Annotated in this window: 22 protein-coding genes; 13 read left to right on the forward strand and 9 right to left on the reverse strand. The window is 71.1% G+C overall.

Going from position 1 to position 26,199, the window contains the following annotated elements; translation table 11 throughout:
• Nucleotides 1-35: 35 nt before the first annotated feature.
• Nucleotides 36-2,072, reverse strand: coding sequence for a PhoX family phosphatase (locus AB0J66_RS23785; RefSeq protein ID WP_364664357.1), 2,037 nt, complete (start codon nt 2,070-2,072; stop codon nt 36-38).
• Between the two features lie 321 nt (nt 2,073-2,393).
• On the opposite strand from AB0J66_RS23785, the gene kdpF reads away from it, so the two are divergent.
• Genes kdpF through AB0J66_RS23820 form a run of 7 tightly spaced genes read left to right on the forward strand, consistent with a single transcriptional unit; the run spans nt 2,394 to nt 10,718 of the window.
• On the forward strand, nt 2,394-2,483 hold the full coding sequence (gene kdpF / locus AB0J66_RS23790) for a K(+)-transporting ATPase subunit F (protein WP_364664360.1): 90 nt from the start codon (nt 2,394-2,396) through the stop codon (nt 2,481-2,483).
• Nucleotides 2,483-4,129: a potassium-transporting ATPase subunit KdpA gene (kdpA, locus tag AB0J66_RS23795; RefSeq protein ID WP_364664362.1), complete on the forward strand. Its 1,647-nt coding sequence runs from the start codon at nt 2,483-2,485 to the stop codon at nt 4,127-4,129. The genes kdpF and kdpA overlap by 1 nt, the downstream gene beginning before the upstream one ends.
• Complete coding sequence (gene kdpB / locus AB0J66_RS23800) at nt 4,126-6,249, forward strand: potassium-transporting ATPase subunit KdpB (RefSeq protein ID WP_364664365.1); 2,124 nt, start codon at nt 4,126-4,128, stop codon at nt 6,247-6,249. The genes kdpA and kdpB overlap by 4 nt, the downstream gene beginning before the upstream one ends.
• A 6-nt stretch (nt 6,250-6,255) precedes the next feature.
• Entirely contained in the window at nt 6,256-7,107 is an 852-nt protein-coding gene (locus tag AB0J66_RS23805; protein ID WP_364664367.1) for a potassium-transporting ATPase subunit C, read from the forward strand.
• An 8-nt stretch (nt 7,108-7,115) separates the two neighbouring features.
• Nucleotides 7,116-9,596, forward strand: coding sequence for a DUF4118 domain-containing protein (locus AB0J66_RS23810; RefSeq protein WP_364664370.1), 2,481 nt, complete (start codon nt 7,116-7,118; stop codon nt 9,594-9,596).
• Entirely contained in the window at nt 9,593-10,270 is a 678-nt protein-coding gene (locus AB0J66_RS23815; RefSeq protein WP_364664373.1) for a response regulator, read from the forward strand. Before AB0J66_RS23810 ends, AB0J66_RS23815 begins: the two co-directional genes overlap by 4 nt.
• 52 nt (nt 10,271-10,322) lie before the next feature.
• Nucleotides 10,323-10,718: an STAS domain-containing protein gene (locus tag AB0J66_RS23820; protein ID WP_364664376.1), complete on the forward strand. Its 396-nt coding sequence runs from the start codon at nt 10,323-10,325 to the stop codon at nt 10,716-10,718.
• On the opposite strand, the gene AB0J66_RS23825 is transcribed toward AB0J66_RS23820, so the two are convergent.
• From AB0J66_RS23825 to AB0J66_RS23835, 3 genes are read right to left on the reverse strand one after another with little or no spacing between them, the layout of a single operon-like run.
• Nucleotides 10,682-12,328, reverse strand: a complete 1,647-nt coding sequence (locus tag AB0J66_RS23825; RefSeq protein ID WP_364664379.1) for a bifunctional diguanylate cyclase/phosphodiesterase — start codon at nt 12,326-12,328, stop codon at nt 10,682-10,684. The genes AB0J66_RS23820 and AB0J66_RS23825 overlap by 37 nt on opposite strands.
• Nucleotides 12,325-13,734: a PAS domain S-box protein gene (locus AB0J66_RS23830; protein ID WP_364664381.1), complete on the reverse strand. Its 1,410-nt coding sequence runs from the start codon at nt 13,732-13,734 to the stop codon at nt 12,325-12,327. The genes AB0J66_RS23825 and AB0J66_RS23830 overlap by 4 nt, the downstream gene beginning before the upstream one ends.
• Before the next feature lie 49 nt (nt 13,735-13,783).
• Nucleotides 13,784-14,029, reverse strand: coding sequence for a hypothetical protein (locus AB0J66_RS23835; RefSeq protein WP_364664384.1), 246 nt, complete (start codon nt 14,027-14,029; stop codon nt 13,784-13,786).
• Between the two features lie 58 nt (nt 14,030-14,087).
• Between AB0J66_RS23835 and AB0J66_RS23840 the strand changes: the two genes are divergently transcribed.
• On the forward strand, nt 14,088-15,974 hold the full coding sequence (locus tag AB0J66_RS23840) for a hypothetical protein (RefSeq protein ID WP_364664387.1): 1,887 nt from the start codon (nt 14,088-14,090) through the stop codon (nt 15,972-15,974).
• Here AB0J66_RS23840 and AB0J66_RS23845 read toward each other — a convergent pair.
• Nucleotides 15,934-16,938: a LacI family DNA-binding transcriptional regulator gene (locus AB0J66_RS23845; protein WP_364664390.1), complete on the reverse strand. Its 1,005-nt coding sequence runs from the start codon at nt 16,936-16,938 to the stop codon at nt 15,934-15,936. The genes AB0J66_RS23840 and AB0J66_RS23845 overlap by 41 nt on opposite strands.
• A gap of 100 nt (nt 16,939-17,038) precedes the next feature.
• On the opposite strand from AB0J66_RS23845, the gene AB0J66_RS23850 reads away from it, so the two are divergent.
• Both AB0J66_RS23850 and AB0J66_RS23855 read left to right on the forward strand, forming a co-directional pair.
• On the forward strand, nt 17,039-18,901 hold the full coding sequence (locus tag AB0J66_RS23850; protein ID WP_364664392.1) for a glycoside hydrolase family 30 beta sandwich domain-containing protein: 1,863 nt from the start codon (nt 17,039-17,041) through the stop codon (nt 18,899-18,901).
• 143 nt (nt 18,902-19,044) lie between these two features.
• The gene (locus AB0J66_RS23855) at nt 19,045-19,407 is read left to right on the forward strand and encodes a MerR family transcriptional regulator (protein ID WP_364664395.1); all 363 of its coding nucleotides are present in this window, start codon (nt 19,045-19,047) and stop codon (nt 19,405-19,407) included.
• A gap of 186 nt (nt 19,408-19,593) precedes the next feature.
• On the opposite strand, the gene AB0J66_RS23860 is transcribed toward AB0J66_RS23855, so the two are convergent.
• Complete coding sequence (locus AB0J66_RS23860; protein WP_364664398.1) at nt 19,594-19,923, reverse strand: cupin domain-containing protein; 330 nt, start codon at nt 19,921-19,923, stop codon at nt 19,594-19,596.
• A gap of 123 nt (nt 19,924-20,046) precedes the next feature.
• Between AB0J66_RS23860 and AB0J66_RS23865 the strand changes: the two genes are divergently transcribed.
• Nucleotides 20,047-21,252: an acyltransferase gene (locus tag AB0J66_RS23865; RefSeq protein ID WP_364664401.1), complete on the forward strand. Its 1,206-nt coding sequence runs from the start codon at nt 20,047-20,049 to the stop codon at nt 21,250-21,252.
• On the forward strand, nt 21,239-22,207 hold the full coding sequence (locus AB0J66_RS23870) for an SGNH hydrolase domain-containing protein (protein ID WP_364664403.1): 969 nt from the start codon (nt 21,239-21,241) through the stop codon (nt 22,205-22,207). The genes AB0J66_RS23865 and AB0J66_RS23870 overlap by 14 nt, the downstream gene beginning before the upstream one ends.
• Before the next feature lie 3 nt (nt 22,208-22,210).
• Here AB0J66_RS23870 and AB0J66_RS23875 read toward each other — a convergent pair whose 3' ends face one another.
• Together AB0J66_RS23875 and AB0J66_RS23880 are read right to left on the reverse strand one after the other, a co-directional pair.
• Nucleotides 22,211-22,810 carry a DUF3618 domain-containing protein gene (locus tag AB0J66_RS23875; RefSeq protein WP_364664406.1) on the reverse strand — a complete coding sequence of 200 codons (600 nt, stop codon included), beginning with the start codon at nt 22,808-22,810 and terminating at the stop codon, nt 22,211-22,213.
• Nucleotides 22,807-23,217 carry a phage holin family protein gene (locus AB0J66_RS23880; RefSeq protein WP_364664409.1) on the reverse strand — a complete coding sequence of 137 codons (411 nt, stop codon included), beginning with the start codon at nt 23,215-23,217 and terminating at the stop codon, nt 22,807-22,809. The genes AB0J66_RS23875 and AB0J66_RS23880 overlap by 4 nt, the downstream gene beginning before the upstream one ends.
• 132 nt (nt 23,218-23,349) lie before the next feature.
• Between AB0J66_RS23880 and AB0J66_RS23885 the strand changes: the two genes are divergently transcribed.
• Nucleotides 23,350-24,795 (forward strand): transposase, encoded by a 1,446-nt coding sequence (locus AB0J66_RS23885; protein WP_364664412.1) that lies wholly within the window; start codon nt 23,350-23,352, stop codon nt 24,793-24,795.
• Nucleotides 24,796-24,841: 46 nt separating this feature from the next.
• On the opposite strand, the gene AB0J66_RS23890 is transcribed toward AB0J66_RS23885, so the two are convergent.
• Nucleotides 24,842-26,068, reverse strand: coding sequence for an MFS transporter (locus AB0J66_RS23890; protein ID WP_364664415.1), 1,227 nt, complete (start codon nt 26,066-26,068; stop codon nt 24,842-24,844).
• Between the last annotated feature and the right edge of the window lie 131 nt (nt 26,069-26,199).

A 26,199-nucleotide genomic window follows, 5' to 3' on the forward strand; every position in this document is an offset into this window, starting at 1 on the left:
CGAGCGCCCTCGCCTTGCCAGGAATAGGCCCGCGGTCAGCTGCCGACCGGGCCGCCGTCCAAACGCCAGGTGACTACGACGGCCGGTTTGGCGAAGTCGCCGTCGGGCCAGGTTGAGGCGGGGTTGTCGAGGGTGGCGCCGGTGATCTCGCCGGGGTGCTGGACGGCGACGAAGACCGACCGGTCGTCGGAGGTGATGAATGGGCCGCAGGTCTCGGCGCCGGGCGGCACGGTCAGGAACTGCTTGAGGTGGCCTCGTGAGGGGCCCTCGATCGGCGTTGCGAAGAGGCCGTCGTTGCTGCCCAGGGCGTTGCCGTCGGTTGCGATCCACAGGTTGCCGCCGCGGTCGAAGGCGACGTTGTCGGGGCAGGAGATCGGCGAGACCTTCGTCTTGTCGAAACCGGCGAAGTAGGTGGACGGGTCGGCCGGGTCGCCGCAGACGATCGGCAGTGACCAGCGGAAGGACGTACCGGTGTGGTCCCCGCCGTCCTCGACGATCTCGAAGATCTGGCCGTGCTTGTTGGCGGTGCGCGGGTTGGCCTCGTCGACGCCCGGGTAGGTGCCGACGCCGCGGTTGGTGTTGTTGGTGAGCGCCGCGTAGATCTTGCCGGTCTTCAGGCTGGGCTGGACGTCCTCGGGACGGTCCATCTTGGTCGCCTTGACCGCGTCACCGGCCAGCCGGGCGAAGGTGAGCACCTCGACCGCGCTCATGCCGGGCACGTACGAGGTGTCGCCGGAGACCAGCTTGATCCACTTGCCGGTGCCGTCGAACGCGCCGTCCGACGGCAGTTTCCCGGTGCCGTCGATCTCCGCGGCCGGGCTGTCCCCGGTGAGCTGGGCGACGTAGAGCGTGCCCGACTCGAGCAGGGTCAGGTTGTGCCGGCGATCATGCGGGCGGTAGGTGCCGGCGGACACGAACTTGTAGAGGTATTCGAACCGCTCGTCGTCACCCATGTAGGCCACGACTCTGCCGTTACGGGCCACGATGACGTTGGCGCCCTCGTGCTTGAAGCGCCCCATCGCGGTGTGCTTGCGCGGCGCTTCGCCCGGCGAGAACGGGTCGACCTCGACGATCCACCCGAAGCGGTTGGCCTCGTGCGGATGCTTGGCCAGGTCGAAGCGTTCCTGCGCCCGTTCCCACCGTCGGGAGCCGGTCGGGTAGCGCGCGGTGGTCGTGATGCCGTACCGGCTGAGGTACGGCTTGTCCGCGGCCGGGACGGCGTCGCCGCCGACGAAGTACTGGTTGAAGTTCTCCTCGCCGGAGAGCACGGTGCCCCACGGAGTCACCCCGCCCGCGCAGTTGTTGAGCGTGCCGATGACCGTGACACCGCGTGGGTCCGCCGACGTCCGCAGCAGCGGCGAGCCGGCGGCCGGTCCGTCGACCCGGAACGGGCTGGCCAGCATGGTGAATCGCTTGTTGTAGGGCCGCCGCCGGCCACCGACCGGCCGCCACTGCCCGGTGCGGCCGACCCGTTCGAGTTCGACCACCGACATCCCGTGCGCGGCCATCGCGGCCCGCACCTGGTCCACGCTGAGCGCCTCCTGGCTGGTGAAGCCGGGGAACATCAGCTCCTCGTTGGTGTACTCGTGGTTCGACACCAGCAGGGCTCGGTCGTCGCGGCCCGGGAAAGGCAGCACGCCGAGGAAGTCGTTGTTGAAGCCGAACTGCTTCGACTGGGTCTCCCCGGTCTGGTGGTGGATGTCGAGCGCCGGGGCGCCGGGCAGGATCGGGTCGCCCCAGCGGATCACCACGGCGTGGTCGTAGCCGTTGGGGACGATGAACGAGTCGAGCTCGTTGGGCGGGATGGGCTTGAAAGTGAGCGCGCCGGGCGAGGAGGACGCCGGAGCTGTAGGCGTGGCCGCGGCGACGTCCACGTTCACGCCGAGCACCAGGGCGCTCGCACCGCCCGCGGCCAGCAGACCGCGACGGCTCACCGCCGCGTTGATGACATCACCCAGGTACGGATTGTCGGATCGGTTTGGTTCCGGGTGGTCACACGCGTTCCCGCAGCGGTAAAGGCACGTCTTCGCGTCCCGCCCTCCGTGGCCCAGCAGGGGTAACAGCTCACGCATCTCAAGATCTCCCTTGACCAGAGTGCAATCGGCGTCCGTCGATCCCAGGTGAACGCAGCGTAAACAACTCCACGCCAGAGAGCGACCCCCTTGAGTTTTGTGGCCCCCGTCGCAGCGGCGTCAAAAACGCGTCAAAGAACCCCCGGAGGCCGTACGCAACGCGTCAACGCCGATGACGACGGCTCCTGGGCACGGTTCGCTTCACGGCGTACCACTCATCCCTTGTCCTAGGAGTCACCCCGTGGCTGATCTCGGGTTCGTCGTGCTGACGGTCGTGCTGTTCGCAGTGCTGACCGTGCTGATCAAGGCGGTCGAACGCTCGTGAGCGCCGTCAACGTCATCGGCGTCATCGTCGCCGTCGCCCTGGCGGGGTTCCTCATCGCCGCACTGTTGTTTCCGGAGAAGTTCTGATGGCCGGTTGGCTTTTCGTCATCACCCTGGTCGTCGCGGTCGCCGCGGCGTACCGGCCGCTGGGTGACTACATCTACCGGGTCGTGTCCGGCCGGCGGCACAACGTCGTCGAGCGGGGCGTCTACCGGCTCGTGGGGGTCGACCCGAACGCCGAGCAGACCTGGGGCGTGTACGCCCGTAGCGTGCTCGCGTTCTCGGCCGTCTCGATCCTGTTCCTCTACCTGTTCCTGCGGGTGCAGGACAAGCTCTGGCTGTCGCTCGGCTTCGACGGTGTGCCCACCCACATCGCCTGGAACACCGCGGTCAGCTTCGTGACCAACACCAACTGGCAGGCCTACTCGGGCGAGTCGACCATGGGTCATCTCGCGCAGATGGCCGGCCTCGCGGTGCAGAACTTCGTCTCGGCCGGCGTGGGTATCGCGGTCGCGGTCGCGCTGATCCGCGGCTTCGCCGCCCGCAAGAGCAATACTCTCGGCAACTTCTGGGTCGACCTGACCCGGATCACGCTGCGCGTGCTCCTGCCGATCTGCGCCCTGGCCACGCTGATCTTCATGATCGGCGGGATGGTGCAGAACCTCTCCGGCGGCACCGACGTCACCACGCTGACCGGAGCCGCCCAGCACATCACCGGTGGCCCGGTCGCCTCCCAGGAGGCGGTCAAGCTGCTCGGCACCAACGGCGGCGGCTTCTACAACACCAACTCGGCCCACCCGTTCGAGAACCCGACGACGTGGACCAACTGGATCCAGCTCTTCCTGATCCTGTGCATCCCGTTCGCCATGCCCCGGGTCTTCGGCCGGATGGTCGGCCAGAACCGGCAGGGCTACGCGATCGTCGCCGTCATGTCGGTGCTCGCGCTCGCCTCGATCGCGCTCACCGTCGGCTTCGAGGTGCACGCCGGCGGCACGGTGCCGCAGGCGGTCGGCGCGGCCATGGAGGGCAAGGACGTCCGGTTCGGCGTCCCCGACTCGGCCACCTTCGGCGCGGTCACGACGCTGACCTCGACCGGCGCGGTCAACTCGTTCCTCGACTCGTACACGTCCTTCGGCGGCATGATGCCGATGGTCAACATGATGCTCGGCGAGGTGGCTCCCGGCGGCGTCGGGGCCGGCCTCTACGGCCTGCTCATCCTGGCCACCATCACGGTCTTCGTGGCCGGCCTGATGGTCGGGCGCACGCCGGAGTACGTCGGCAAGAAGATCGGCGCCCGCGAGATGAAGCTCGCGTCGCTCTACTTCCTGGTCACGCCGGCGGTCGTCCTGATCGGAACGGCGGCGGCTTTCGCCACCGGCCACAACTCCACGGCCCTCAACGTGGGACCGCACGGTCTCTCCGAGGTGCTGTACGCCTTCACGAGCGCCGGCAACAACAACGGCTCCGCCTTCGCGGGCATCACGGTCAACACGCCGTGGTGGGACACCGCCCTCGGCCTGGCCATGCTGCTCGGCCGCTTCCTGCCCATCGTCCTCGTGCTGGCCCTGGCCGGCTCGCTGGCCCGGCAGCGCCCGGTGCCCGAGTCCGAGGGCACCCTGCCCACCCATCAGCCCCTGTTCGTCGGGCTCGTCGTCGGCGTCACGATCGTGCTGGTCGCGCTGACGTTCCTCCCCGCGCTCGCGCTCGGACCCATTGCGGAGGGTCTCTCATGACCGACGTACTAGACAAGCCGGCCACCGACACGGCGACGCCGGTCCGGGGCGGCCTCATGGAGCCCCGCCAGCTGTGGCGGTCGCTGCCGGACGCGCTCCGGAAGCTCGACCCGCGCCTCATGTGGCGCAACCCGGTCATGTTCATCGTCGAGGTCGGCTCGGTCTTCACGACCGTCCTGGCCATCACCGACCCGAGCGTGCTGGCCTGGATCATCACGGTCTGGTTGTGGCTCACGGTCGTCTTCGCCAACCTGGCCGAGGCGGTCGCCGAGGGCCGGGGCAAGGCCCAGGCCGCCACCCTGCGGGCGGCCAAGCAGGACACCATGGCCTACCTGCGGGACGGCCGCGAGATCCCGGCCACCGAACTCCAGCAGGGTGACGTGGTCGTGGTCGAGGCCGGCCAGATCATCCCCGGTGACGGCGACGTCATCGAGGGCATCGCCAGCGTGGACGAGTCGGCCATCACCGGCGAGTCGGCGCCGGTGATCCGGGAGTCGGGTGGCGACCGCTCGGCCGTCACCGGTGGCACCAAGGTGCTCTCGGACCGGATCGTCGTCAAGATCACCCAGAGGCCCGGCGAGAGCTTCGTCGACCGGATGATCGCCCTGGTCGAGGGGGCCAACCGGCAGAAGACGCCGAACGAGATCGCCCTGAACATCCTGCTGGCGGCGCTGACGATCATCTTCCTGCTGTCGGTGGTGACGCTGCAGCCGCTGGCCATCTTCTCCAAGGCCTACCAGGCGGCGGCGCCCGACACCATCGCCATCGACGCGCACGGCGTCACCGGCATCGTGCTGGTCTCGCTGATCGTCTGCCTCATCCCGACCACGATCGGGGCGCTGCTCTCGGCCATCGGCATCGCCGGCATGGACCGTCTCGTCCAGCGCAACGTGCTGGCGATGTCGGGCCGCGCGGTCGAGGCCGCCGGCGACGTGAACACGCTGCTGCTGGACAAGACCGGCACCATCACCCTGGGCAACCGCCAGGCCGCCGAGTTCGTGCCGGTCGACGGCGTGACCGCGGCCGAGCTGGCCGACGCCGCGCAGCTCTCCAGCCTGGCCGACGAGACCCCCGAGGGCCGCTCGATCGTCGTGCTGGCCAAGAACGAGTTCGGGCTGCGCGAGCGGGAGCCCGGCCTGATGACCGGCGCGACGTTCGTGCCGTTCACCGCACAGACCCGGATGAGCGGCGTCGACATCGGGCTCAGCCTTCAGTCCGGTGAAGGGCGGGCGGTTGGGGCGGCAGCCGGGGACAGGCAGATCCGCAAGGGCGCCGCCGGCGCCGTGATCAAGTGGGTCGGTCACTCGTCGGACGAGGTCACCGAGATCGTCGACGGGATCAGCGCCTCCGGCGGCACCCCGCTGGTGGTGGCCGAGAAGGGCCGGATCCTCGGCGTCATCCACCTCAAGGACGTCGTGAAGTCCGGCATGCGGGCCCGCTTCGACGAGATGCGCAAGATGGGCATCCGGACGGTGATGATCACCGGTGACAACCCGCGGACCGCCGCCGCGATCGCGGCCGAGGCCGGCGTCGACGACTTCCTGGCCGAGGCGACGCCCGAGGACAAGCTCGCCTACATCAAGAAGGAGCAGGAGGGTGGCCGACTGGTCGCGATGACCGGCGACGGCACCAACGACGCCCCGGCGCTGGCCCAGGCCGACGTCGGCGTGGCCATGAACACCGGCACGTCGGCCGCGAAGGAGGCCGGCAACATGGTCGACCTCGACTCGGACCCGACCAAGCTCATCGAGATCGTCGAGATCGGCAAGCAGCTCCTGATCACCCGCGGCGCGCTGACCACGTTCTCGATCGCCAACGACATCGCCAAGTACTTCGCGATCATCCCGGCCATCTTCGCGGCGGTCTACCCGGGCCTGGACGCGCTCAACGTCATGCGGCTGCACTCGCCGGGCTCGGCCATCCTGTCCGCGGTCATCTTCAACGCGCTCGTCATCGTCGCGCTGATCCCGCTGGCCCTGCGGGGCGTGCGGTACCGGCCGTCGAGCGCGAGCAAGCTGCTCAGCCGCAACCTGTGGATCTACGGCCTGGGCGGCGTGATCGTGCCGTTCCTCGGCATCAAGCTCATCGACCTCATCATCCAGTTCATCCCCGGGATCTGATCTCAAATGCGTCTTCCCGCTTGGCTCGCCCAACACCTCGCAGCGTTCCGTGCGCTGCTCGTCCTGACCGTCCTGCTCGGACTCGCGTACCCCCTGGCCTTTGTCGCGATCGGTCACCTGCCCGGCCTCGACCACAAGGCGAACGGCTCGATGACCACCGTCGGCAGCACGCTGATCGGCCAGTCCTTCACCGACGCCGACGGCAACCCGGTCCCGAAGTACTTCCAGAGCCGCCCGTCCGCGGCCGGCGAGAACGGCTACGACCCCACCGCCACCGCGGCCAGCAACCTCGGCCCCGAGAGCGTGGTCGACACGCTCTCCGACAACCCGGACGATGCTTCGCAGAGTCTGCTCACGCAGGTCTGCGCCCGCAGCCTGGCCATCGGCAAGCTCGAGAACGCCGACGGCAGCCGGCCCTACTGCACCAACGACGGCGTCGGCGCCGTGCTCGCGGTCTTCCACCGCGACGGCCTGACCGGCCCGATCACCCGGGTGGTGTCGGTCAACCAGACCGGCACGCCGTTCATCGACTCGTACCACGGGGTCAAGGTCGAATCCGCCCAGGAAGGCACGGATTACGTGGCCGAGGGTGGCGTCATCACGCCGATCCGCGGCACCGCCCCGGCCGACCCGGTCGTCCCGGCCGACGCCGTCACGGCCAGCGGCAGCGGCCTCGACCCGGACATCAGCCCGGCCTACGCCAACCTGCAGGCGCCCCGGATCGCCCGCGAGCGCGACCTGCCGCTCAGCCGGGTGCACGAGCTGATCAAGGAGCACACCGACGGCCGGGCCCTGGGCTTCCTGGGTGAGCCGGCGGTCGACGTCCTGGAGCTCAACCTGGCCCTCGACGGAAAATAGGCGACGTCATGGCCAGGGGAGAACTCCGGATCTATCTGGGCGCCGCGCCCGGCGTCGGCAAGACGTACGCCATGCTCGAAGAGGCCCACCGCCGGGCCGAGCGCGGCACGGACGTGGTGATCGCCCTGGTCGAGACGCACAGCCGTAAGCACACCGCCGTGATGATCGGCGACCTCGAGGTGCTCCCGCGCAAGCGGGTGTCCTACCGGGGCGCCGACTTCACCGAGATGGACCTCGACGCCGTCCTCGCCCGCAAGCCCGAGGTCGCGGTGGTCGACGAGTTCGCGCACACCAACGTGCCCGGCTCCCGGCACGCCAAGCGCTGGCAGGACGTGCAGACCCTGCTGGAGGCCGGGATCAGCGTGCTGACCACGGTCAACGTGCAGCACCTGGAGTCGCTCAACGACGTCGTGGCCCAGATCACCGGCGTCGAGCAGCGGGAGACCGTGCCGGACGCGGTGGTGCGCGCGGCCGAGCAGGTCGAGCTGGTCGACATGACACCGGAGGCGCTGCGCCGGCGGATGGCGCACGGCAACATCTACCAGCCGGAGAAGATCGACGCCGCGCTCGGCAACTACTTCCGGACCGGGAACCTGACCGCGCTCCGGGAGCTGGCGCTGCTCTGGCTGGCCGACAAGGTCGACGACCAGCTCGGTCAGTACCGGGCCGAGCACGGCATCGACAAGACCTGGGAGGCCCGCGAGCGGGTGGTGGTCGCGCTGACCGGCGGGGCCGAGGGCGAGACGCTGATCCGCCGGGCCGCCCGCATCGCCGCCCGCAACAAGGGAACCGACCTGCTGGCCGTGCACGTCACCCGCAACGACGGCCTGGCCGGGGCCGACCCGGCCCGGCTGGCCCGGCAGCGCGTGCTCGTGGAGTCGCTGGGCGGCACCTACCACCAGGTGTCCGGTTCGGACGTGCCGCGGGCGCTGCTCGATTTCGCCGGCGGGGTCAACGCCACGCAGATCGTGCTCGGCGCCAGCAGCCGCGGGAAGTTCGCCCAGATCCTCGCGGCCGGGGTGGGCGCCACCACGATCGCGCAGTCCGGCTCGATCGACGTGCACCTGGTCCCGCACGAGCGGGCCGGTCAGGGCCGCCGCCGGGTGCGGGTGCCGGCCGCGTTGTCCCGGGCCCGGCGGATCGCCGGCTTCGCCACCGTCGTGGCCGGCCTGCCGGCGCTGACCCTGCTGCTCAAGCTGGGGCCGTCGCTGTCGCTGACCAACGACATCCTGCTGTTCCTGGGCGCGGTCATCGGCGTCTCGCTGATCGGTGGCCTGTGGCCGGCCCTGCTGGCCGCGGTCGCCGGGTCGCTGCTGCTCAACTGGTACTTCACCGCGCCGGTGGGCCGGTTCACCATCGCCGAGCGGGACAACCTGCTCGCGCTCGGCATCTTCGTGGTGGTGGCCCTCGCGGTGAGCTGGGTGGTCGACACCGCCGCCCGCAAGACCCGGCAGGCCGCGGCCGCCTCGGCCGACGCGCAGACCCTGGCCACGGTGGCCGGCAGCGTGCTGCGGGGCGAGCGGCCGCTGATGGCCCTGTTGGAGCGGCTGCGCGAGACCTTCGGCTTCGACTCGGTCACGTTGATGGAGAACGGCGCGCCGGCGGCCGAGGTCGGGGCCCCGGTCTGTACGCGGGCGGCCGAGGCGGACGTCGAGGTGAAGGTCGACGAGCACATCACCATGCTGCTCAAGGGTCATCCGCTGCAGGCCTCGGACCGGCGCATCGTGGAGGCGTTCGCCGCCCAGGCGGCGGTGGCGCTGCGCCAGGAGAAGCTCAGCGCCGAGGCGGCCACGGCCAAACCGCTGGCCGAGGCCGACAAGATGCGCACGGCCCTGCTGGCCGCGGTCAGCCACGACCTGCGCACCCCGCTCGCCTCGGCCAAGGCGTCGGTGGCCGGGCTGCTCAGCGACGAGGTCCACTTCGACGAGCAGGACCGGCACGAGCTGCTGGTCACGGCGGACGAGTCGCTCGACCGGCTCGACCGGCTGGTGGCCAACCTGCTCGACATGAGCCGCCTGCAGGCCGGGGCGCTCGGCGTCGGGCTGGTCGACATCGGGGCCGAGGAGGTCATCCCGCGCGCGCTCGACGACCTGGGGCCCGACGGCCGTACGGTCGCTCTGCACATCCCCGACGACGTGCCACCCGTACGGGCCGATCCTGGTCTGCTCGAGCGGGTGCTGGTCAATCTCGTGGCCAACGCCCTGCGCTACAGCCCGCCCGAGCACCCGCCGGTGATCACCGTGAGCCGCTACGGCGACACCCTCGAACTCCGCGTCATCGACCACGGCCCGGGCATCCCGCAGGACCGCTGGGACGACGTCTTCCTGCCGTTCCAACGCCTCGGCGACCGGGACAACCACACCGGGGTCGGTCTCGGCCTGGCCCTGTCCCGCGGCCTGACCGAGGCGATGGGCGGCCGGCTCACCCCCGAAGAGACCCCTGGAGGCGGCCTCACCATGGTTCTTTCCCTCCCGGTCAGTGCCTCATGACCCGCGTGCTCGTCGTCGACGACGAACCGCAGATCGTCCGGGCCCTCAGGATCAACCTCAAGGCCCGGCGGTACGAGGTGGAGACCGCCCCCGACGGCGCGTCCGCGCTCCACGCCGCGGCCCACCACCGTCCCGACCTGGTCGTGCTCGATCTCGGCCTGCCCGACATGGAGGGTGTGGAGGTGATCCGTGGCCTGCGCGGCTGGACCGGCGTGCCGATCATCGTGCTCTCCGGCCGGGCCGGCAGCGCCGACAAGGTGGCCGCCCTGGACGCCGGCGCCGACGACTACATCACCAAGCCGTTCGGCGTCGACGAGCTGCTGGCCCGGATGCGGGCCGTGACCCGCCGCGCACAGCCGGGCGACGAGACCGGCCCGGTGATCACCATCGGCCGTACCACTGTGGACTTCTCCACCCGCACCCTCACCGGCGGCGACCACGAGGTGCGCCTGACCCCGCGCGAGTGGGAGCTGCTGGAACACCTGGCCCGCCACCCCGGCAAGCTGATCAGCCAGTACCACCTGCTGCAGGAGGTGTGGGGCCCGCAGTACGGCACCGAGACCAACTACCTGCGCCAGTACATGGCCCGGCTCCGCCGCAAACTGGAGATCGACCCGGCCCACCCGCGCCACCTGCTCACCGAGCCGGCGATGGGCTACCGCTTCGTACCGTGAACAGTCTTGTGCTATTCGGCGGCCGGTCACCTCGGCCAGGTACACCGGGAGCATGACGGAGCTGCGTTGTGCCATCGAGAGAGACACCGACAAGGCCGGCAACACCACGTATCTGCACCTGAGCGGCTCTTTCGACAAATCGGCCCACCGTGAGCTGCGCAAGCAGCTGTGGGAGGCGTTCGCGCGCAGGCGCCGGGGCCGGGTCGTGCTCGATCTCGGCCGGGTCGACGAGCTCGGCAGCGAGTGCATCGAGGTGCTGCTGGTCGGTTACACCAGGGCGATGCGGGGCGGGCACGGCTACGAGATCACGAACGCGCGCGGCGGCGTACGGCAGATGCTCGAAGCGACCGGCCTGTGCGAGCGTCAGGACGACGATGTCCTCTACCCGCCCGCGTGGCCGGACGTCTTCGACTACACGCCGCTGGGCGCCCCGGACCGGCTGGGGTGAACCTTCTCGGCCGGCCCGGGCCGGCCGAGGTGGTAACCCTGCAGCAGGTCCACGCCGGCCTCGGCCAGCGCGGCCGCGGTCGGCTCGTCCTCCACGCCCTCCGCGACCACGGTCAGGCTCAGGGCCCGGGCGATCGCGATGACCGAGTCGATGATCACCGCGTGCGGCTTCGAGTCGTGCATCCGGATCACGAACGAGCGGTCGATCTTCAGCTCGTCGATCGGCAGCTGGGGCAGCAGACCCAGCGACGTGTAGCCGGTGCCGAAGTCGTCGATCGCGACCCGGATGCCGGCCGCCCGGATCTCGGCCAGCCGGGCCGCCGCCTGTTCGGGGCGGGTCAGCACGGCAGTCTCGGTGATCTCCACGGTGAGCAGCGACGCCGGCAGCCCCTCCAGGCGCAGCAGGGCCAGGATGGTCGGGACGGCCCGGTCCTGGGCCAGGTACGCGGCCGACAGGTTGACCGAGACCGGCACGCTGCGGCCCTCCCGGTGCCAGACCCCGGCCTGGTGGACGGCCTCGGCCAGCACCCAGTCGGTCAGCTCGAGGATGACGTCGGAGCGCTCGGCGTCGGGCAGGAAGACGCCGGGCGGCAGCATGCCGCGCTGGGGGTGGTTCCAGCGCACCAGCGCCTCGGCCCCGCAGACCTCGCGGGTCCGGGCGTCGACCAGCGGCTGGTAGTGCAGCACGAGGTGACCCGAGCGGATGCCGGTGCGCAGCTCGGTGAGCTGGCGCAGGTCGGCCCGCTGGCCGAGACCGGTCTCCTCGGTCCACCGGACCACGCCGGTGCGGTCCTGCTTGGCGCTCTGCATCGCGGCCGCGGCCCGGCGGAAGACCACGGCGGCGTCGCGGTGGTCGGCGTCGGCCACGCCGACGCTCGCCTCCAGGCTGACCGGCACGCCGTCGACCGTGTGGGGGCCGCGGATGGCGTCGGTGAGCCGGCGGGCGAGCCGGGCCAGGTCGGGGTCGGGCGACGGCCGGGCCAGCAGCACCACGAACTGGTCGCCCTCGAGCCGGCCGACCAGGCACTCGTCCCGGCAGACCGCGCGCAGCCCGTCGGCCACCCGCTGGAGCAGCACGTCGGCCCCCTGCCGGCCGAGCATGTCGTTGGCCTCCTGGAACCGGTCCAGGCCGAAGTGCAGGACGGCGGCCAGCGTGCCGTCGGCCAGCCGCTGACGGCCCTCGGCCAGCGTGGTGGCCCGGTTGGGCAGGCCGGTGAGCTGGTCGGCCCGGGACAGCCGGGCGTAGCGCCCGGCCATCGCGGTGAGCAGCCCGATGACCGGCGCCACGCCGTACCGGTCGCCGGGCCAGCGGACCACGATCGGCTCGTCGAGCTCCTCGGCCGGGCGGGCCAGGGCGGCCTCGGCGGCCAGGTCGACGTCGGTGTCGGCGGCCAGCACGAGCGGGTCGTGCAGGGTTCGTGAGCTGCGGCTGAGCAGCCGCGGGCCGGTGGGGGAGTCGATCAGGACGCCGGGCCGGGCCGGGTCGTCGCGCAGCAGCGCCACGATCTCGGCCAGCGGCGTCCCGGCCGGCACGGGCTCCATCGGCACGGCGGCCTCGCCGACCTGGCGGGGCAGGTGCATCGGGCGGGGCCGGTGCGTCGCGCCGGTCATCGGGTCACCAGCGGGAAGCAGAAGCCGTCGATGACCAGCCGGCCCTCGGCCCGGCGGGGGCGCAACCGTACCCACAGCCCACGCTCGGGCAGCTCGACGTCGGCCGGGCGGCCGGCCCGCGCGTCGGCCCAGGCCGCGTCCATGCCGCCGTACGTCAAGGGGTCTTCCCCGGTCGACTCGGTGACCAGCAGGCGGCCCCCATCACCCGGGACCACCGTGAAGCGGTGGACGGCCAGCCGCCGGGTCAGCTCGTCGAGCTCGACCTCGGTGCGGTGCTCGCAGGTGCGGTCGACCAGCATGCCGTCGCAGACCGTGGAGCCGTCGGCCAGCCGGTGGGGGCGGGCCACGCCGTGCAGCCAGCGGCGCTCGCCGTCGGGGCGGATCACGCTGCCCTGCCAGCGCCACGGCTGCAGGGTCAGCACCGCCTCGGAGACGCTCGCGCTGAAGGCGGCCCGGTCCTCCTCGGCCACGATCTCGGTGATCAGCTCGGGGTCGGCCATGACGGCCCGCGGCTCCAGGCCGTAGATCTCCCGGCAGGCCTCGGAGACGAAGGTGAACGACGTCGCGCCGTCGGCGGCGATCCGGAACTGGAACAGCATGCCGGGCGCGTTGTTCACCGTCGCCCGGAAGCGGCGCTCGCTGGCGCCGAGCGCGGCCTCGCTGTGCCGGCGCTCGGTGTCGTCGATGGCGATCGCGCAGACGCCGTAGACCGAGCCGTCCGGGTCGGCGAGCGGGAAACGCGTGACCACGTACTGCCGGACGTCGTCGCCGAAGGGCACCTCCTCGAGGGCGGTGACCGCCTCGCCGGTGGCCGCGACCTGCGCGTTGCTGCGACGCCAGGCGGCGGCCACGGGCTCGGGCAGCGTCTCCGAGCCGAGCCGGCCGACCAGGTCGGGCGCCGACACCTGGAAGACCCGCTCGTACTCGTGGTTGACGAACAGGAACCGCCCGTCCAGGTCCGTGGCCGAGATCATGGCCGAGGTGTGCTCGAGGATCGAGCTGATCAGCGTCGTGCTGCGCTGCAGCTCCTGCTGGGACCGGTGCCATTCGGTGCGGTCGGAGAGGAACGCGCAGTAGCCGTCCTCGAGCCCGTTGATGACCATGGTGACGAGCAGTTCGGCGCCGTCGCGGTGGCAGGCGGGCACCTGCACCTGCGTACCGGCCCAGGCATCGTCCCCGGCGACCAGCCGCCGGGCGAACCCGGCCGCGTGCGCGGCCCGCAGGTGCGCCGGGACGAGGGTGTCGGCCAGGGCCCGGCCCAGCACCTCGGCCCGGGACCAGCCGAAGAGGCGCTCGGCGGCCGGATTCCACTCGCGGATCAGACCCGACCGGTCGATCTCGACGTAGGCGAGCGAGGTGGCGCTCAGTGCACCGGTGATCCCGGTCGAGGAGTCCGCAGCAAGCATGGTGATTTGATCGGACACCGACGTGGCCGTCTGAGGATTTTGAAAGGTGTCAGGCGAGGGAGCCGGTGCCGCCGCAGGCGTCGCACATCGTCTTGGGGGTGTGCCTGTCCTGGAAGCCCTGCCCGTCGAAGTCGAGGGTCCGCTCCTGACCGCCGCCGACCCAGCCGGTGCCGTGGCAGCGCACACAGCGCCGCCGGGCGGCCGGGCCGCCGGTCTGCCCGGCCTGGCGGAGCAGCACGCGGGCGGCGACGACGGCAACGATCACGAGTAGGAGGAGAAGCAGTAGCCACTTCATGGGTACATCTTTCACTCTGGTTGACTGATTTGACCGACCCACATCCGCGGATGGTGAGATGACGAACGACGATCCGCTGCCCCGGCTGGCCACCGAGGGTGAGCGTCTCGGGTGGATCTTCAGCGACCGGAACCTCTACCGGCGCCGCTTCACCGAGCCGCCGCCGCAGCCCGCGCCCGTCCCGCCCGAGCTGCGGGAGCGCCTGGAGCGCGCCGAGCGCGGCCGGACCAGGCGGATCCTCGTCTCGCTCGGCGCCGGTGTGCTGCTCGCGGTCCTGATCGGCTGCTGCGGCGGCGTGCTGGCCGCCGACGACGACGGCGGCGCCCGGGCCCTGGTGTTCTTCGTCGCCGGTCTTTCGTTCGTGGCCGGCATCGCCGGGGCCGTGATCGCCGCGTTGATGCCGGGCTGGGCGCGCAAGGCGGTCGCCACCGCGCAGCAGAAGGCGAAGGACGACTACACCCGCGACCACGCCGCCTGGGCCAGCCGCCGCGAGTGGCACGACCAGCAGCAACAACAGGAAGTCGACGCCCGCACGGAGTGGTCCGCGGCCAGCCCGTCGCCCGGCACCCGCCGCGTCGACATCATCGGCGGCACCATGTACGGCTGGGAGGCCGTGCTCACCGTCTTCGGCGGGTCGCTGCTGGCCACCCGGGGCCGGATGGTGCTGGCCGACTTCACCGGCGAGGCCCTCAGCGGCGAGCTGATCCGGCTGGCCGAGACGACCGGGCGCTCGGTCCGTGAGCTTCTGCTGCCCGAGGAGCTGGCCGAGTTCGACCTGGTCGCCGGCCTGTCGCCCGCCGAGCTGGTGGACGGCCTGGTCGAGGCCATGTACGGCGACGCCCCGGAGGGCAACCGGGCCGAACGCTCGCAGGACGCGCTGCTGCTGACCGAGGTGAGCACCATCCTGGCGCCCCGGCTGACCATGGCCCGCCTGCTGGCCGGCTTGCGCGTGCTGGCCGGCCGCCCGGCCTCGGCCCAGCTGACCCCCTCCGAGCGCGAGCAGCTGCTCACCCTGCAGACCGACCCGGCCCGGGTCCGGCGGATCGAGGCGTTCCTGCACCCGCTGGAGGAGATGGGCACGTCACCCTCGGACGCGCCGATCACCGACCTGACCTGCCTGGTGGCCGGTGGCAGCGGCGGACAGGCGCAGAACGAGCTGCTCAAGGACCTGACCGTGCAGTGGCTGGGCCGCCAGGTGCGCCGGGAGGAGCCGGCGATCGGCTCGCTCGTGCTGCTCGGCGCGGACGAGATCCACCACCGGGCGCTGGAGCGGCTCAGCACCCTCTGCGAGCGGCGCGGCATCCGCCTCGTGCTGTTCTTCGCCCACCTGCGTGCCGACTCGCTGCGCACGATCGGCGGGGGCGAGGTCGCGCTCATGCGACTCGGCAACCACCAGGAGGCGCAGCAGGCCGCCGAGTTCGTCGGGCGCGGGCACAAGTTCGTGCTCAGCCGGCTCACCCGCTCCTTGGGGGGCGAACAGACGCACACGCTCGCCGACACGTACGGCGAGACCGAGACCAAGGGCGGCGAGCGCGGCTCCCGGTCGTTCGGCCGCCACCTGCGCCGCTTCTCCAGCACGAACTGGAGCAAGAGCCGCAACTGGAGCCAGACCGAGTCGACCGCCCAGGGCACGAACTGGAGCGACGCCTCCTCGGCCGAGCGCGTCTACGAGTACACGGTCGAGCCGCGGGTGCTGCAGGACCTCCCCGAGTACGCGATGGTGCTGGTCAAGAACGAGGGTGCGGGCTCCGTCGTCCAGGCCGTGGAAGTCGACCCGGCGATCGTCACGCTGCCCCGTGTGTCGATGAAGCCCCTCGCGGCCGAGCCGCTGCCCGACCCGTCCGAGGCGGTCATCCCGGCTCCCCGGGCGCTGGAGGCGTCGCCGGAGGCGGCCTGGGGAGCGATCAGCGATCCGCCGCGGGACCGGTCGAATCGCGAACGATGAGCTCGGTGGCCAGCTCTACGTGCAGCGCGTCGAGCCGGTGCCGGTCGAGCAGCCGGACCAGCAGGCCGACCGCTATCCGGCCCATCTCGGCCAGCGGCTGGCGCACGGTGGTGAGCATCGGGTTGGTCGCCTGGGCCAGGTCGATGTCGTCGAACCCGGCGATCGACAGGTCCTCGGGCACCCGCAGCCCGCGCCCGGCCGCCGCGGCCAGCGCCCCCGAGGCCGCCTTGTCGTTGAAGCCGAGCAGCGCGGTCGGCCGCTCCGGCTGGTCGAGCAGGTGCTGCGCGGCCTCGTAGCCGAACCGGACGGTCGGCTCGCCCGGCAGCACCAGGGCCGGGTCGGGCAGCACCCCGGCGTCGGCCAGGGCCGACACGTGCCCGGCCCGCCGGGCGCTGCTGGCCAGCCAGTTGTCCGGCCCGGCGAGCAGGCCGATCCGCCGGTGACCGAGCCCGGTCAGGTGCTCGGTGAGGCTGCGGGCCCCGGCGAAATGGGCGGCCGAGACGGCGGCGATGTCCCGGGGCACGGCCTCCCTCGGGTCGACCACGACCAGCGGAAAGCCCGCCGCCTGCAACGCGGCCAGCTCCTCACCCGGCTCGGGCGGCAGCACCACGATGGCCCCGCCGATGCCCGGCCGCCCGGCCAGCGCGGGTAGCACGGAGCTGTGCTGGGCGGCCTCGCCGGCGTTGAGCACGAGCTGGCGGCCGTGCAGGTCGAGCGTCTCGGCGATCGACGACACGATCAGTCCGAAGTAGTCGGTGAGCAGGTAGGGGCAGCGCACGAAGACGGCGCCGGTGCGGGCCGGTCTCTTGCGCGGGCCCCGGCCGCCCAGCTGCTCGACCGCCCGGTGCACCAGGTCACGGGTCTCCGGCGCGACGTGTTCCTGGTCGTTCAGCACCCGGGAGACGGTCGCGATGGAGACGCCGGCGTGGGCGGCGATGTCCCGTACGGTCGGGCCCGCTCTCATACCGGAAGCATAGACATTGACAGAAGTCACCGTAACGGGTTTGACTGCCTGTAACAGAAACGTTCCGTTGTTGTTTCAGTTTGTTACATGGGAGAGACCCGTGGCTCACTTCGGAACCGCCCTCGTGGCGTTAGCGGCATCCGTCCTGTTTGTCCCGCAGGCATCGGCTGACCGGGCGCACGTCTGGCTCACCACGCCGGACGGCGCCTACCGGATGGCCGACCGCGGCACCGTCGCGTTCGGCTCGACAGCGCCGGATGTCCCGGCCGTCGTCGTCGACCCGAACCGCCGATTCCAGACCATCGAGGGCTTCGGCGCCTCGATCACCGACTCGTCGGCCGCCGTCCTCCACCGGCTCACCCCGGCCGCCCGCGACGCGGCGATGGTGTCGTTGTTCCGCGACGACAAGCTCGGCTACCTGCGCCAGCCGATCGGCGCCTCCGACTTCACCGACGAGCCGGCCTACACCTACGACGACGTGCCGGCCGGGCAGACCGATTACGGCCTGCGGCGTTTCAGCATCGCGCACGACCGGGCGCAGATCCTGCCCCTGCTGCGCCAGGCCCGCCGGCTCAACCCCGGCCTGAAGGTCATGGCGACCCCGTGGAGCCCGCCGGCCTGGATGAAGACCAACGGCTCCCTGATCGGCGGCCGGCTCATCGACTCACCGGCCGTCTACCGGGCGTACGCCACCTATCTGCTCAAATTCGTGCAGGCGTACCGGGCCGAAGGCGTACCGGTCGAGGCCCTGACGCTGCAGAACGAGCCGCAGAACCGCAACCCCGCCGGCTACCCCGGAATGGACCTGCCCTCGTGGCAGGCGGCCGAGGTGATCACGCGGCTCGGGCCGATGCTGCGCGCGGCCGGGCTGCCCACGAAGATCCTGGGCTACGACCACAACTGGTCCGAGCACCCCAACGACGCCGCCAACACGCCCCCCGACTCGGTGGCCGACATCGACCACTATCCGCAGGAGCTGCTCGCCTCGCCGGCCGCCAAGTGGGTCTCCGGCACGGCCTACCACTGCTATTCCGGCGACCCGAGTGCGATGACCGCGCTGCACAACGAGTTCCCGCGCAAGGACATCTACTTCACCGAATGCTCGGGCAGCCAGTCGAGCAACCCCGCGACCACATTCTCGGACACTCTGAAGTGGCACGCCCGCAATTTGATCATCGGCACCACCCGGAACTGGGCCAAGACGGTGATCAACTGGAACCTCGCCCTCGACGAGACCAACGGCCCGCACACCGGCGGCTGCGGCACCTGCACCGGTGTCCTGACAGTGGCCTCCGACGGCACGGTCACGCGCAACGCCGAGTACTACACGCTCGGGCACGTGGCCCGCTTCGTCCAGCCCGGCGCCGTGCGGGTGGCCAGCACGTCCTTCGGCACGACCGGCTGGAACGGCCAGATCCAGGACGTCGCCTTCACCAATCCCGACGGCAGCACCGTGCTCGTGGCCCACAACCAGAACGACAACCCCCAGACCCTTGCCGTACGCGTCGGAGCACGCACTTTCTCGTACGAGATGCCCGGCGGCGCCCTGGCGACTTTCGTCTGGCGTGGACGGTCGAGTGACCACCCCATCGCGCCCACAGACTGGACGGCGTCGGGTTCGTCCCCGACGCCGGAGCTGGCCGTCGACGACGACGCCACCACCCGCTACACGACCGGGGGCCCGCAGCAGCCCGGCCAGTATCTGCAGGTGGACCTCGGCCGCCTGCAGCCAGTGGGCCGGATCGTCTTCGACACCGGCGCGTCGCTGGGTGACGCGCCGCGCGGCTGGACCATCACCGCCTCTTCCGACGGCCGGCGCTTCTTCACAGCCGCGACCGGCAGCGGCGGCCAGTTCGCTTCCGCCGCCCTCCGCGGCCGTCACCTTCGCTATGTCCGGATAACCCTGACCGGCTCGGATCCGGCGGCGTGGTGGTCGGTCGCCGATGTCCGCGCCTACCGCTGAGCGGTGGTGCGGGGCCGGTTCGACCCGGCCCCGCACCGTGATCGTCAGACCCGTGACCAGGGCCACTGCCCACTTGATCGACATCCGGATACGCTCGATACCTGACGTTGACGTCAGACGTAAGAACCGCGAGGGGAGTCACTGTGCGCATCGGTGAACTGGCAACACGCGCGAAGGTCAGTGTCCGCGCCCTGCGCTACTACGAGGAGCAGGGCCTGCTGCTCTCCCACCGCAGCCCGAGTGGCCAGCGGCACTACGGCGAACCCGCCGTCGACCGCGTCCAGCTGATCCAGGACCTCTACTCGGCCGGCCTGACCAGCAAAACCATCGCCGACCTGCTCCCGTGCGTGGACGCCCAGGTCAGCACCCCCGAGTCCCGGGCCCGCCTGGCCGCCGAACGCGACCGGATCGACAGTCAGATCGCCGACCTGATCCAAACCCGCGACCGCCTGGACGCAGTCATCGCCCTCACCGGCACCCAGGCCAGCGGCTGCGCCTACGTCTGACTCCCGCCGCGCTCCGCGCCGCCACAGCCCGCAGCTCGCTCGCGTGTGGCCCACCCGCCTACGGCCCGCCCTCCCCAAGGGGGCCCCCGTCCTTGAGCTGATCCTCCCGCAAAGGCGCTAGATCACGTCGGTGCCCTGTGGATAGGCCGCGATTGTGGATAACTCCCGCGCGACCGGCGGAGTGCGCTAAGCCACGTAAAGCTTGCGCAGCGGAGACGTCACGGTCCAGACCGTTGCCGTGCCGGCGGTCAGGCGGACCACGTCGCCCGCCTTGATGGCGACCGGCTCGGCGCCCTCGACCGCGATCGTCGCCGCCCCCTCGAGCACGACGAAGACCTCGTCGACCTCGACATCACGCATAGCGCCCGTGCTCATCTCCCAGACGCCGATCTCCACCCCGGTGTCCCCGAGTTTCGTGATCGGTGTCGTGCCGGTGGTCGGCGCCCCCGCGACCACCGCCGCCGGGTCGGCCGGTTCGTGGGTCACCGACGTGCGGGCCAGCGAGAACACTTCCATGATCGACAGCGTAGTAGCACAGTCGCGGGCACCTCGGAGCGATTCGGCGAAAGCTCCGCTCAAAGCGCTATTTGCGCCACAAACCGCCGTTTGACCGTTTCGGAGCCCCTAGCGTGATCCGCGATGACCGAGACGAGGATCAGCGCCAGAAACCCGGCACCCGCCGGGTCCGCGCCCGTCTTCCGACCGGACATCGAGGGCCTGCGGGCCGTCGCGATTTTGTTGGTCGTCCTCTTTCACGCCGGTGTTCCCGGTGTCGCCGGCGGCTATGTCGGTGTTGACGTCTTCTTCGTCATCTCCGGCTTTCTCATCACGTCGTTGATGCTGCGGGAGCTGGCGGAGAGCGGCCGGATCTCGCTGTTCGCCTTCTACGCCCGGCGTTGCCGTCGGTTGTTGCCGGCGGCCGCCTTGGTTCTGGTCACCGTCGTCCTGGCCGGATACCACTGGCTCGGCTTTCTGCGTGGCGACGACATCGGTACCGACGCCACCTGGGCCGCGCTGTTCATGGCGAATTTCCGTTTCGCCGGCCAGGGCGTCGACTATCTGGCTTCTCAGTCGGCGCCCTCGCCCGTGCTGCATTTCTGGTCGCTCGCCGTCGAGGAGCAGTTCTACCTGGTGTGGCCGATCGCCCTGGTGCTGCTTCTCTGGCTGGGTTTCCGGTGGGCCCTGCCGTACTGGTTGACCGGCGCCGTGATCCTGTCCCTCGCGTACGCGATCGGGCAGCCCACCACCTGGTCCTTCTTCTCGCCCGTGGCCCGCGCCTGGGAGCTCGGCCTCGGCTGCCTGCTCGGCCTGGCCGCCGGCCGGCTTCGTCTGATCCCCTACCGGGTCGCGAGCACGATGGCCGCGGTCGGCCTGGCGCTGATCGTGATCGCCGCGCTGACCTTCGACGAGCAGACCCAGTTCCCGTCGTACGCGGCGGCGCTGCCGGCCGGTGCGGCGGTGCTGGTGCTGGCGGGTCGCGGCGACGCGCTGCTGGGCAGCCGGCCGCTGAGGTGGCTGGGCCGGCTGTCGTATTCGCTGTATCTCTGGCACTGGCCGGTTCTGGTGATCGCCGCGCAGGCGTACGGCGGCCCGCTGCCGGCCCGGGCGCGGGCGGCCCTGGTGCTGGTCAGTCTGGGGCTGGCCGTGACCACGTACGTCTGTGTCGAAGACCCGATCCGCCGCAACCGGCGCCTCAAGCGCTCGCACCTGCTCAGCCTGGCCCTGGCCGCGGTGTTGATCGCCGCGCCGCCGGCCGTGGCGCGCTGGATGGCGTCCACCTCGCCCGGCGCCGGCACCGAGTTCCCACCCCGACTAGGAGCGCCGGTCACCCATGTTCACCTTTGACCGCCGGTCGGTCCTCGCCCTGGGCGTCTTGGTGCTGCTTTCCGGCTGTACGGGTGCTCCGCCGCCCCGGCCGCGCCAAGCCGCCGAGCCCGTGCCCCAGGCCGCGCTCTCCAGCGTGCTCGAGGCCGTCCGCACCGCGCCGGCGACGCGCAAGCTGCCGCCGGATCTGACGCCGGCGCTGGCCACCAGCGCGGCCGATGTGGGCTACGACAACGAGAAGTGTGAGGCCGGCCCGAAAGCGGACCGGATCGAACCGTGCGTCTTCGGCGACCGGGCCAGCGCGACCGACGTCGTGCTCTACGGCGACTCGCACGCGGGGATGTGGCTGCCGGCGATGAAGGAGATCGCCGAGCGCCGCCACTGGCGCCTGCAGTTCTTCGGCAAACCGGGCTGCCCGGCGCTGAACCTCACGTTGTGGAACCAGCAGGAGGGCCGGCTCTTCGCCGAGTGCGACCGGTTCCGGGCGTTCGTCGCGGCGCGCGTGGCCTCCGTACGGCCGGAATTGCTCGTCGTGACGAACGAAAGCTTTTCGCAGAAGCGGGACCGGGACGAACTGATCACGCCCGGGGAATGGCAGGAAGGCCTGACGGCGACCCTGCGGACGCTGCGGCGGTCGGCCCGCCATGTCGTCGTGCTGGGCAACACGCCGGTGCTCGATCAGAGCGGGCCCGAGTGCCTGAGCGCCCACGCCGCGGACATCTCCGCCTGCTTCACCAGCCGTACGGCGGCGACCGCGCGCATCTGGAACGCCGCCGACTCCGCCGCCGCCCGGGACACCGGCGCCGGCTATGTGTCGGTGCTGCCCTGGCTCTGCACGAGGGTGTGCACCCCGGTCGTGGGCAACGTCGCGGTCTACCGCAACCGGTTCCACCTGACCGGGACGTACGCCCGGATGATGAACGGCGTCCTGGAGGAGGCTCTGATCAAGCACTTCCCCCAGGACGCGGTGCCGTAGACGTTACTTGCGGCGGCGGGCCCGCAGGACCATGCCCGCCGCCGCAGCGATCGTCAGGGCCACCCCGGCGATCACCGCACGCGGGAACGGGCGGCGGCCCGGCTCGCGGGTGAGAAGTTGTTCCCTGGTCTCGGCGGCGGCCTCAGCGACACGGGCTGCGGTCTCCGCCGTGGTTTGTTTGATGTGCGCGATGCCGGACTCGGAGGCGGCATGCTTCGGATGCTCGTCCGGGCCGGCATCGCCACTCTTGATCTCTTGCGCCTTGTCCTTCACCTCGGCGGCCTTCGCGGCGGCGGCCTCTTTGACCTCGGCCGCTTTAGTCGCGGCGGCGTCCTTGACGTCGGCCGCTTTGGTCACGGCAGCGTCCTTGACGTCGGCCGCTTTGGTCACGGCGGCGTCCTTGACGTCGGCCGCCTTCGTGGTGGCGGCCTGTTTGGCGTGTGTGGCGGCCTGCTTGACCTTGTCGGTCTTCTCGGCCGCGACCCGCTTGGCCTGGGCCTTCACGTCCGTCTTGGCCGCCAGCGCCGCCGCGGTCTCGGCCAGCTCGGCCCGAGTCTCCGCGATCTCCTGCTTCACCTCGTCACGTGACCTGGTGTCGCTCATGCGTGCCGTCCCTCCCGGATAGCGCCCTTGACCGCCTCGACGTCCTGCTTGCCGCTTTCCATGGCGGCCACCGGCTCCGGCGGCAGCGCCTGCTTGACCTGTTTCTTGCCGATCAGCGCGGCCACCCCCGCCGCGGCGAACAGCACCACGGTCACGATCAGCGCGGCCACCCAGACCGGCATCCACAGCGACAGCACCGCGCCGATGGTCACCAGCAGCGCCCCGACCCCGTACAGCGCCATGACTCCGGCGCCGCCGAGCAGCCCCGCGCCGGTGCCGGCCCGCTTGCCCTTCTCCACCATCTCCATCCGGGCGAGCGTCAGCTCGTCCCGCACGAGCGTCGACACCTGTTCGCTCAGCTGGCTGACCAGCTGCGCGGTGGGCTGTTGCTCGGTATGCGTCGTCATCAGTGAGCTCCCTTCCGTCTCGTGATCAGGTACCCCCCTCACCGGTTCCTATGCAGCAATCGGGGCAAATCCCCAGCTAGTGCGGTGGCCACGAACGGTCACCGGGTTTGACAGCTGTGGCACACTAGCTTCATGCCTAGACGGCGTGGGCCTAGTGCCGATCCGGTGGTGCACCGCACCGCCCGGATCGGACTACGCCTGACCCGAGCCCAACGGCAACGCTGCTTCGGCCTGCTGCGCTCCGCCGGCGACCTGTGGGCGTGTGTGCTGGAGATCAATCATTGGCGGCGCCGTCGCGGGGATACCCCGGCCGCGGGCTATCAAGAGTTGTGCCGCCTGCTCGCCGCCTCAGGTGTGGGCACATTCGGAGAGCTGGACAGCACCGGCGCCCGCTCAGTGCTACGCCGCTACTCCGATGCCTGGTTCTCCGCGGCCGCCCGGCGCAAGGCCGGCGCGGCCGAGGTGCGCTATCCGCGCCGCCGCCGGTCCTTGATGCCGGTGCGCTTCTATCACGGCACCTTCAACCTCGACGGGTGTCGCCTGCGGTTGCCGACCGCGCGGGGCTGTCCGCCATTGCAGGTCCGGTTGGACCGGGCGGTGCCGTATCCGGCAGCATCGGTGCGGTCGGTGACCTTGCTGTCCGACGCTGGCCGGCTGTGGATCGATGTCACCGCCGAAGTTCCCGTCACCACCCACCCGGCCGGACTACAGCCGGATCCGGAACGGGTGGCCGGAGTGGACCTGGGCATCATCCACCCGTTCGCGGTCACCACCCGTGACGGCCCAGCGCTGCTGGTGTCCGGGCGCGCAATCCGGGCCGAGCACCGCATGCATCTGGCCGACACCAAAGCCCGCCGCTGCGCCACCGCCTCCCACGCCCCACCGAAAGGGCAGCGCGGGTCACGGCGCTGGCGCAAGATGCGCCACCGCGCCCGGCTGGTCGAGGGCCGGCACCGGCGCCGGGTCCGCCAAGCCCTGCACGAAGCCACGACCACGGTGATCGACTGGGCCGTGCAGCAGCGGGTCGGCACGTTGACCGTCGGCGACCCCCGCGGCGTCCTCAACCTGCCGGCCGGGCGGCGGCACAACCTACGGCTACGCCAGTGGCAGATCGGCCGCACCCTACAAATCCTGCAGGACAAAGCCGAGCTGGCCGGGATCCGGGTGCATCTGGTCGACGAACGCGGCACCTCCTCGACCTGCCCACACTGCGGCAAGAGGATCAGCAAACCCCGCGGCAGAGTCATGCTCTGCCGACACTGTCAGTTCGCCGGGCATCGCGACCTTGCCGCGGCGTTCACCATCGCCGCCCGCACCCCGGGCGGCGCCATCACCACCTGCACCCCAGCAACGCCGCAGGTGATCACGCACCGTCGAGCCGGACGACACCTCCCCGGTGCCGGTACGGCACGGCGTGACCCCCGCCGCCGGCCTCCCTGGGCTACGACGGAAGGGTCTGTTGGCCGGCGGAGGCCCGCCCCACCACCATTGGTGGGGAGTCGCTCGACCACGACCGTGGGCGAGGATCCACAACACCACCGCAACCATTCCGGTGGACGTTCGTGGACACCGCACTAGAGGAACCGCCCGGTCAGCGAGGCGGACCGGGCGGCGTCGGGAGTTGTCAGGCGGGCTGTTCCGCCGCGCGGCGGAAGAGGACGAGCGTGGGAACCAGGGACTTGCCCTTCACGCGGGCCAGGGCGATCGTTCCGGCCACGGCGGCCAGAGTGGTGACCGCGCCGGCCAGCACCAGGGCCTCACGGGCGCCCAGCGTGTCGCACAGCCAGCCCACGGCCGGCGCGCCGACCATGCCCGACAGCGACGACACCAGACCCAGCGTCGCCAGGACCCGGCCGCGCATGTCCTCGCGGGTGTCCAGCTGAATGCGGGTCGAGACGACCGTGTCGAAGATGACCGCGCCGGCCGCGATCGGCAGGATCACCGCGGCGAAGCCCAGCACGTTCGGCATCAGGCCCGAGCAGAACTGCAGCACGCTGATCACGAAGCCGGTCGCCAGCAGCACCCGCAGCGTGGACCGGCCACTACCCGCGAGCAGCAGGCCGCCGGCGACGGCGCCCACAGCGAAGACCGTGGACAGCAGGCCGTAAGCGCCCGACGAACCGGACAGCGGCCCGGCCACCATCGCCGCCATCGACACCTGATAGTTGCGCCCCAGCGACCCCAGCACGAACGACAGGCCCAGCACGATCAGCACCGCCGGCTGCGACAGGACGTACCGGAAGCCCGCCACGATGCCCCGCGACGACGCCGGCGCCACCGGAAGCGCGCGCATCTCACCCGTACGCATCAAGCCCAGAGCACCCACCACCGCGAGGTAGGAGACCGCGTTGATGGCGAACAGGGCCGAAGGCCCGGTGATGCCCACCAGCACCCCGCCGAGCGCCATGCCACCGATGCGCCCGGCCGAGCTGAGCACCGAGCCCAGCGCCAGGGCCGAGCCGAGCTGTGACGCCGGGACCAGGGCCGACCCGAAGCGGCCCAGCATCGGCCCCTCGAAGGAGCTGATCACGCCGGACAGCAGAGCCACCGCGAAGATGATCCAGCTCTCGGAGGAGAACAGGAGAGCCACGGCCAGCAGCGCGCGCAAAAGCTGGAACGCGATCAGGAACGGTCGCGCCGGCAGCCGGTCGGCCAGTGCGCCACCCCAGCTGCCGAGCAGCAGCACCGGCAGCGCCTGCAGCATGACGACCAGGCCCATGGTGGCGGCCGAGCCGGTGGCGGTCAGGATGAGCCAGTTCAGCCCCAGCACCTGCATCCACGTGCCGCCCACCGAGACCAGGTCGGCAGCGGCCCAGAGACGGTAATTGCGCACTCGCAGCAGCGCGAACATCGCGGCGGCACCCCCACAGGAAAGCGACGCCGTATCTCAGCGCCGCCTGCCTGTTCGGGAAGCGTCCCGGTCCGCCTTCGCCCCAATCGAGCCGCACTACCAGACCGCAACCGGCGAAGTTGTAAAGGACC

The sequence above is a fragment of the Actinoplanes sp. NPDC049598 genome (assembly GCF_040675435.1).
Taxonomy (GTDB): Bacteria; Actinomycetota; Actinomycetes; order Mycobacteriales; family Micromonosporaceae; genus Actinoplanes.

Bases quoted from the DNA above. Each gene is read 5' to 3' on its own strand.
- AB0J66_RS23870 (WP_364664403.1), top strand. From the start codon at position 21,239: ATGTTCACCTTTGACCGCCGGTCGGTCCTCGCCCTGGGCGTCTTGGTG.
- AB0J66_RS23875 (WP_364664406.1), bottom strand. From the start codon at position 22,810: ATGAGCGACACCAGGTCACGTGACGAGGTGAAGCAGGAGATCGCGGAG.
- AB0J66_RS23840 (WP_364664387.1), top strand. From the start codon at position 14,088: ATGACGAACGACGATCCGCTGCCCCGGCTGGCCACCGAGGGTGAGCGT.
- AB0J66_RS23815 (WP_364664373.1), top strand. From the start codon at position 9,593: ATGACCCGCGTGCTCGTCGTCGACGACGAACCGCAGATCGTCCGGGCC.
- AB0J66_RS23785 (WP_364664357.1), bottom strand. From the start codon at position 2,072: ATGCGTGAGCTGTTACCCCTGCTGGGCCACGGAGGGCGGGACGCGAAG.
- kdpA (WP_364664362.1), top strand. From the start codon at position 2,483: ATGGCCGGTTGGCTTTTCGTCATCACCCTGGTCGTCGCGGTCGCCGCG.
- AB0J66_RS23890 (WP_364664415.1), bottom strand. From the start codon at position 26,068: ATGTTCGCGCTGCTGCGAGTGCGCAATTACCGTCTCTGGGCCGCTGCC.
- AB0J66_RS23845 (WP_364664390.1), bottom strand. From the start codon at position 16,938: ATGAGAGCGGGCCCGACCGTACGGGACATCGCCGCCCACGCCGGCGTC.
- AB0J66_RS23885 (WP_364664412.1), top strand. From the start codon at position 23,350: ATGCCTAGACGGCGTGGGCCTAGTGCCGATCCGGTGGTGCACCGCACC.
- AB0J66_RS23825 (WP_364664379.1), bottom strand. From the start codon at position 12,328: ATGACCGGCGCGACGCACCGGCCCCGCCCGATGCACCTGCCCCGCCAG.
- AB0J66_RS23805 (WP_364664367.1), top strand. From the start codon at position 6,256: ATGCGTCTTCCCGCTTGGCTCGCCCAACACCTCGCAGCGTTCCGTGCG.
- AB0J66_RS23810 (WP_364664370.1), top strand. From the start codon at position 7,116: ATGGCCAGGGGAGAACTCCGGATCTATCTGGGCGCCGCGCCCGGCGTC.
- AB0J66_RS23835 (WP_364664384.1), bottom strand. From the start codon at position 14,029: ATGAAGTGGCTACTGCTTCTCCTCCTACTCGTGATCGTTGCCGTCGTC.
- kdpB (WP_364664365.1), top strand. From the start codon at position 4,126: ATGACCGACGTACTAGACAAGCCGGCCACCGACACGGCGACGCCGGTC.
- AB0J66_RS23830 (WP_364664381.1), bottom strand. From the start codon at position 13,734: ATGCTTGCTGCGGACTCCTCGACCGGGATCACCGGTGCACTGAGCGCC.
- AB0J66_RS23860 (WP_364664398.1), bottom strand. From the start codon at position 19,923: ATGGAAGTGTTCTCGCTGGCCCGCACGTCGGTGACCCACGAACCGGCC.
- AB0J66_RS23820 (WP_364664376.1), top strand. From the start codon at position 10,323: ATGACGGAGCTGCGTTGTGCCATCGAGAGAGACACCGACAAGGCCGGC.
- AB0J66_RS23865 (WP_364664401.1), top strand. From the start codon at position 20,047: ATGACCGAGACGAGGATCAGCGCCAGAAACCCGGCACCCGCCGGGTCC.
- AB0J66_RS23880 (WP_364664409.1), bottom strand. From the start codon at position 23,217: ATGACGACGCATACCGAGCAACAGCCCACCGCGCAGCTGGTCAGCCAG.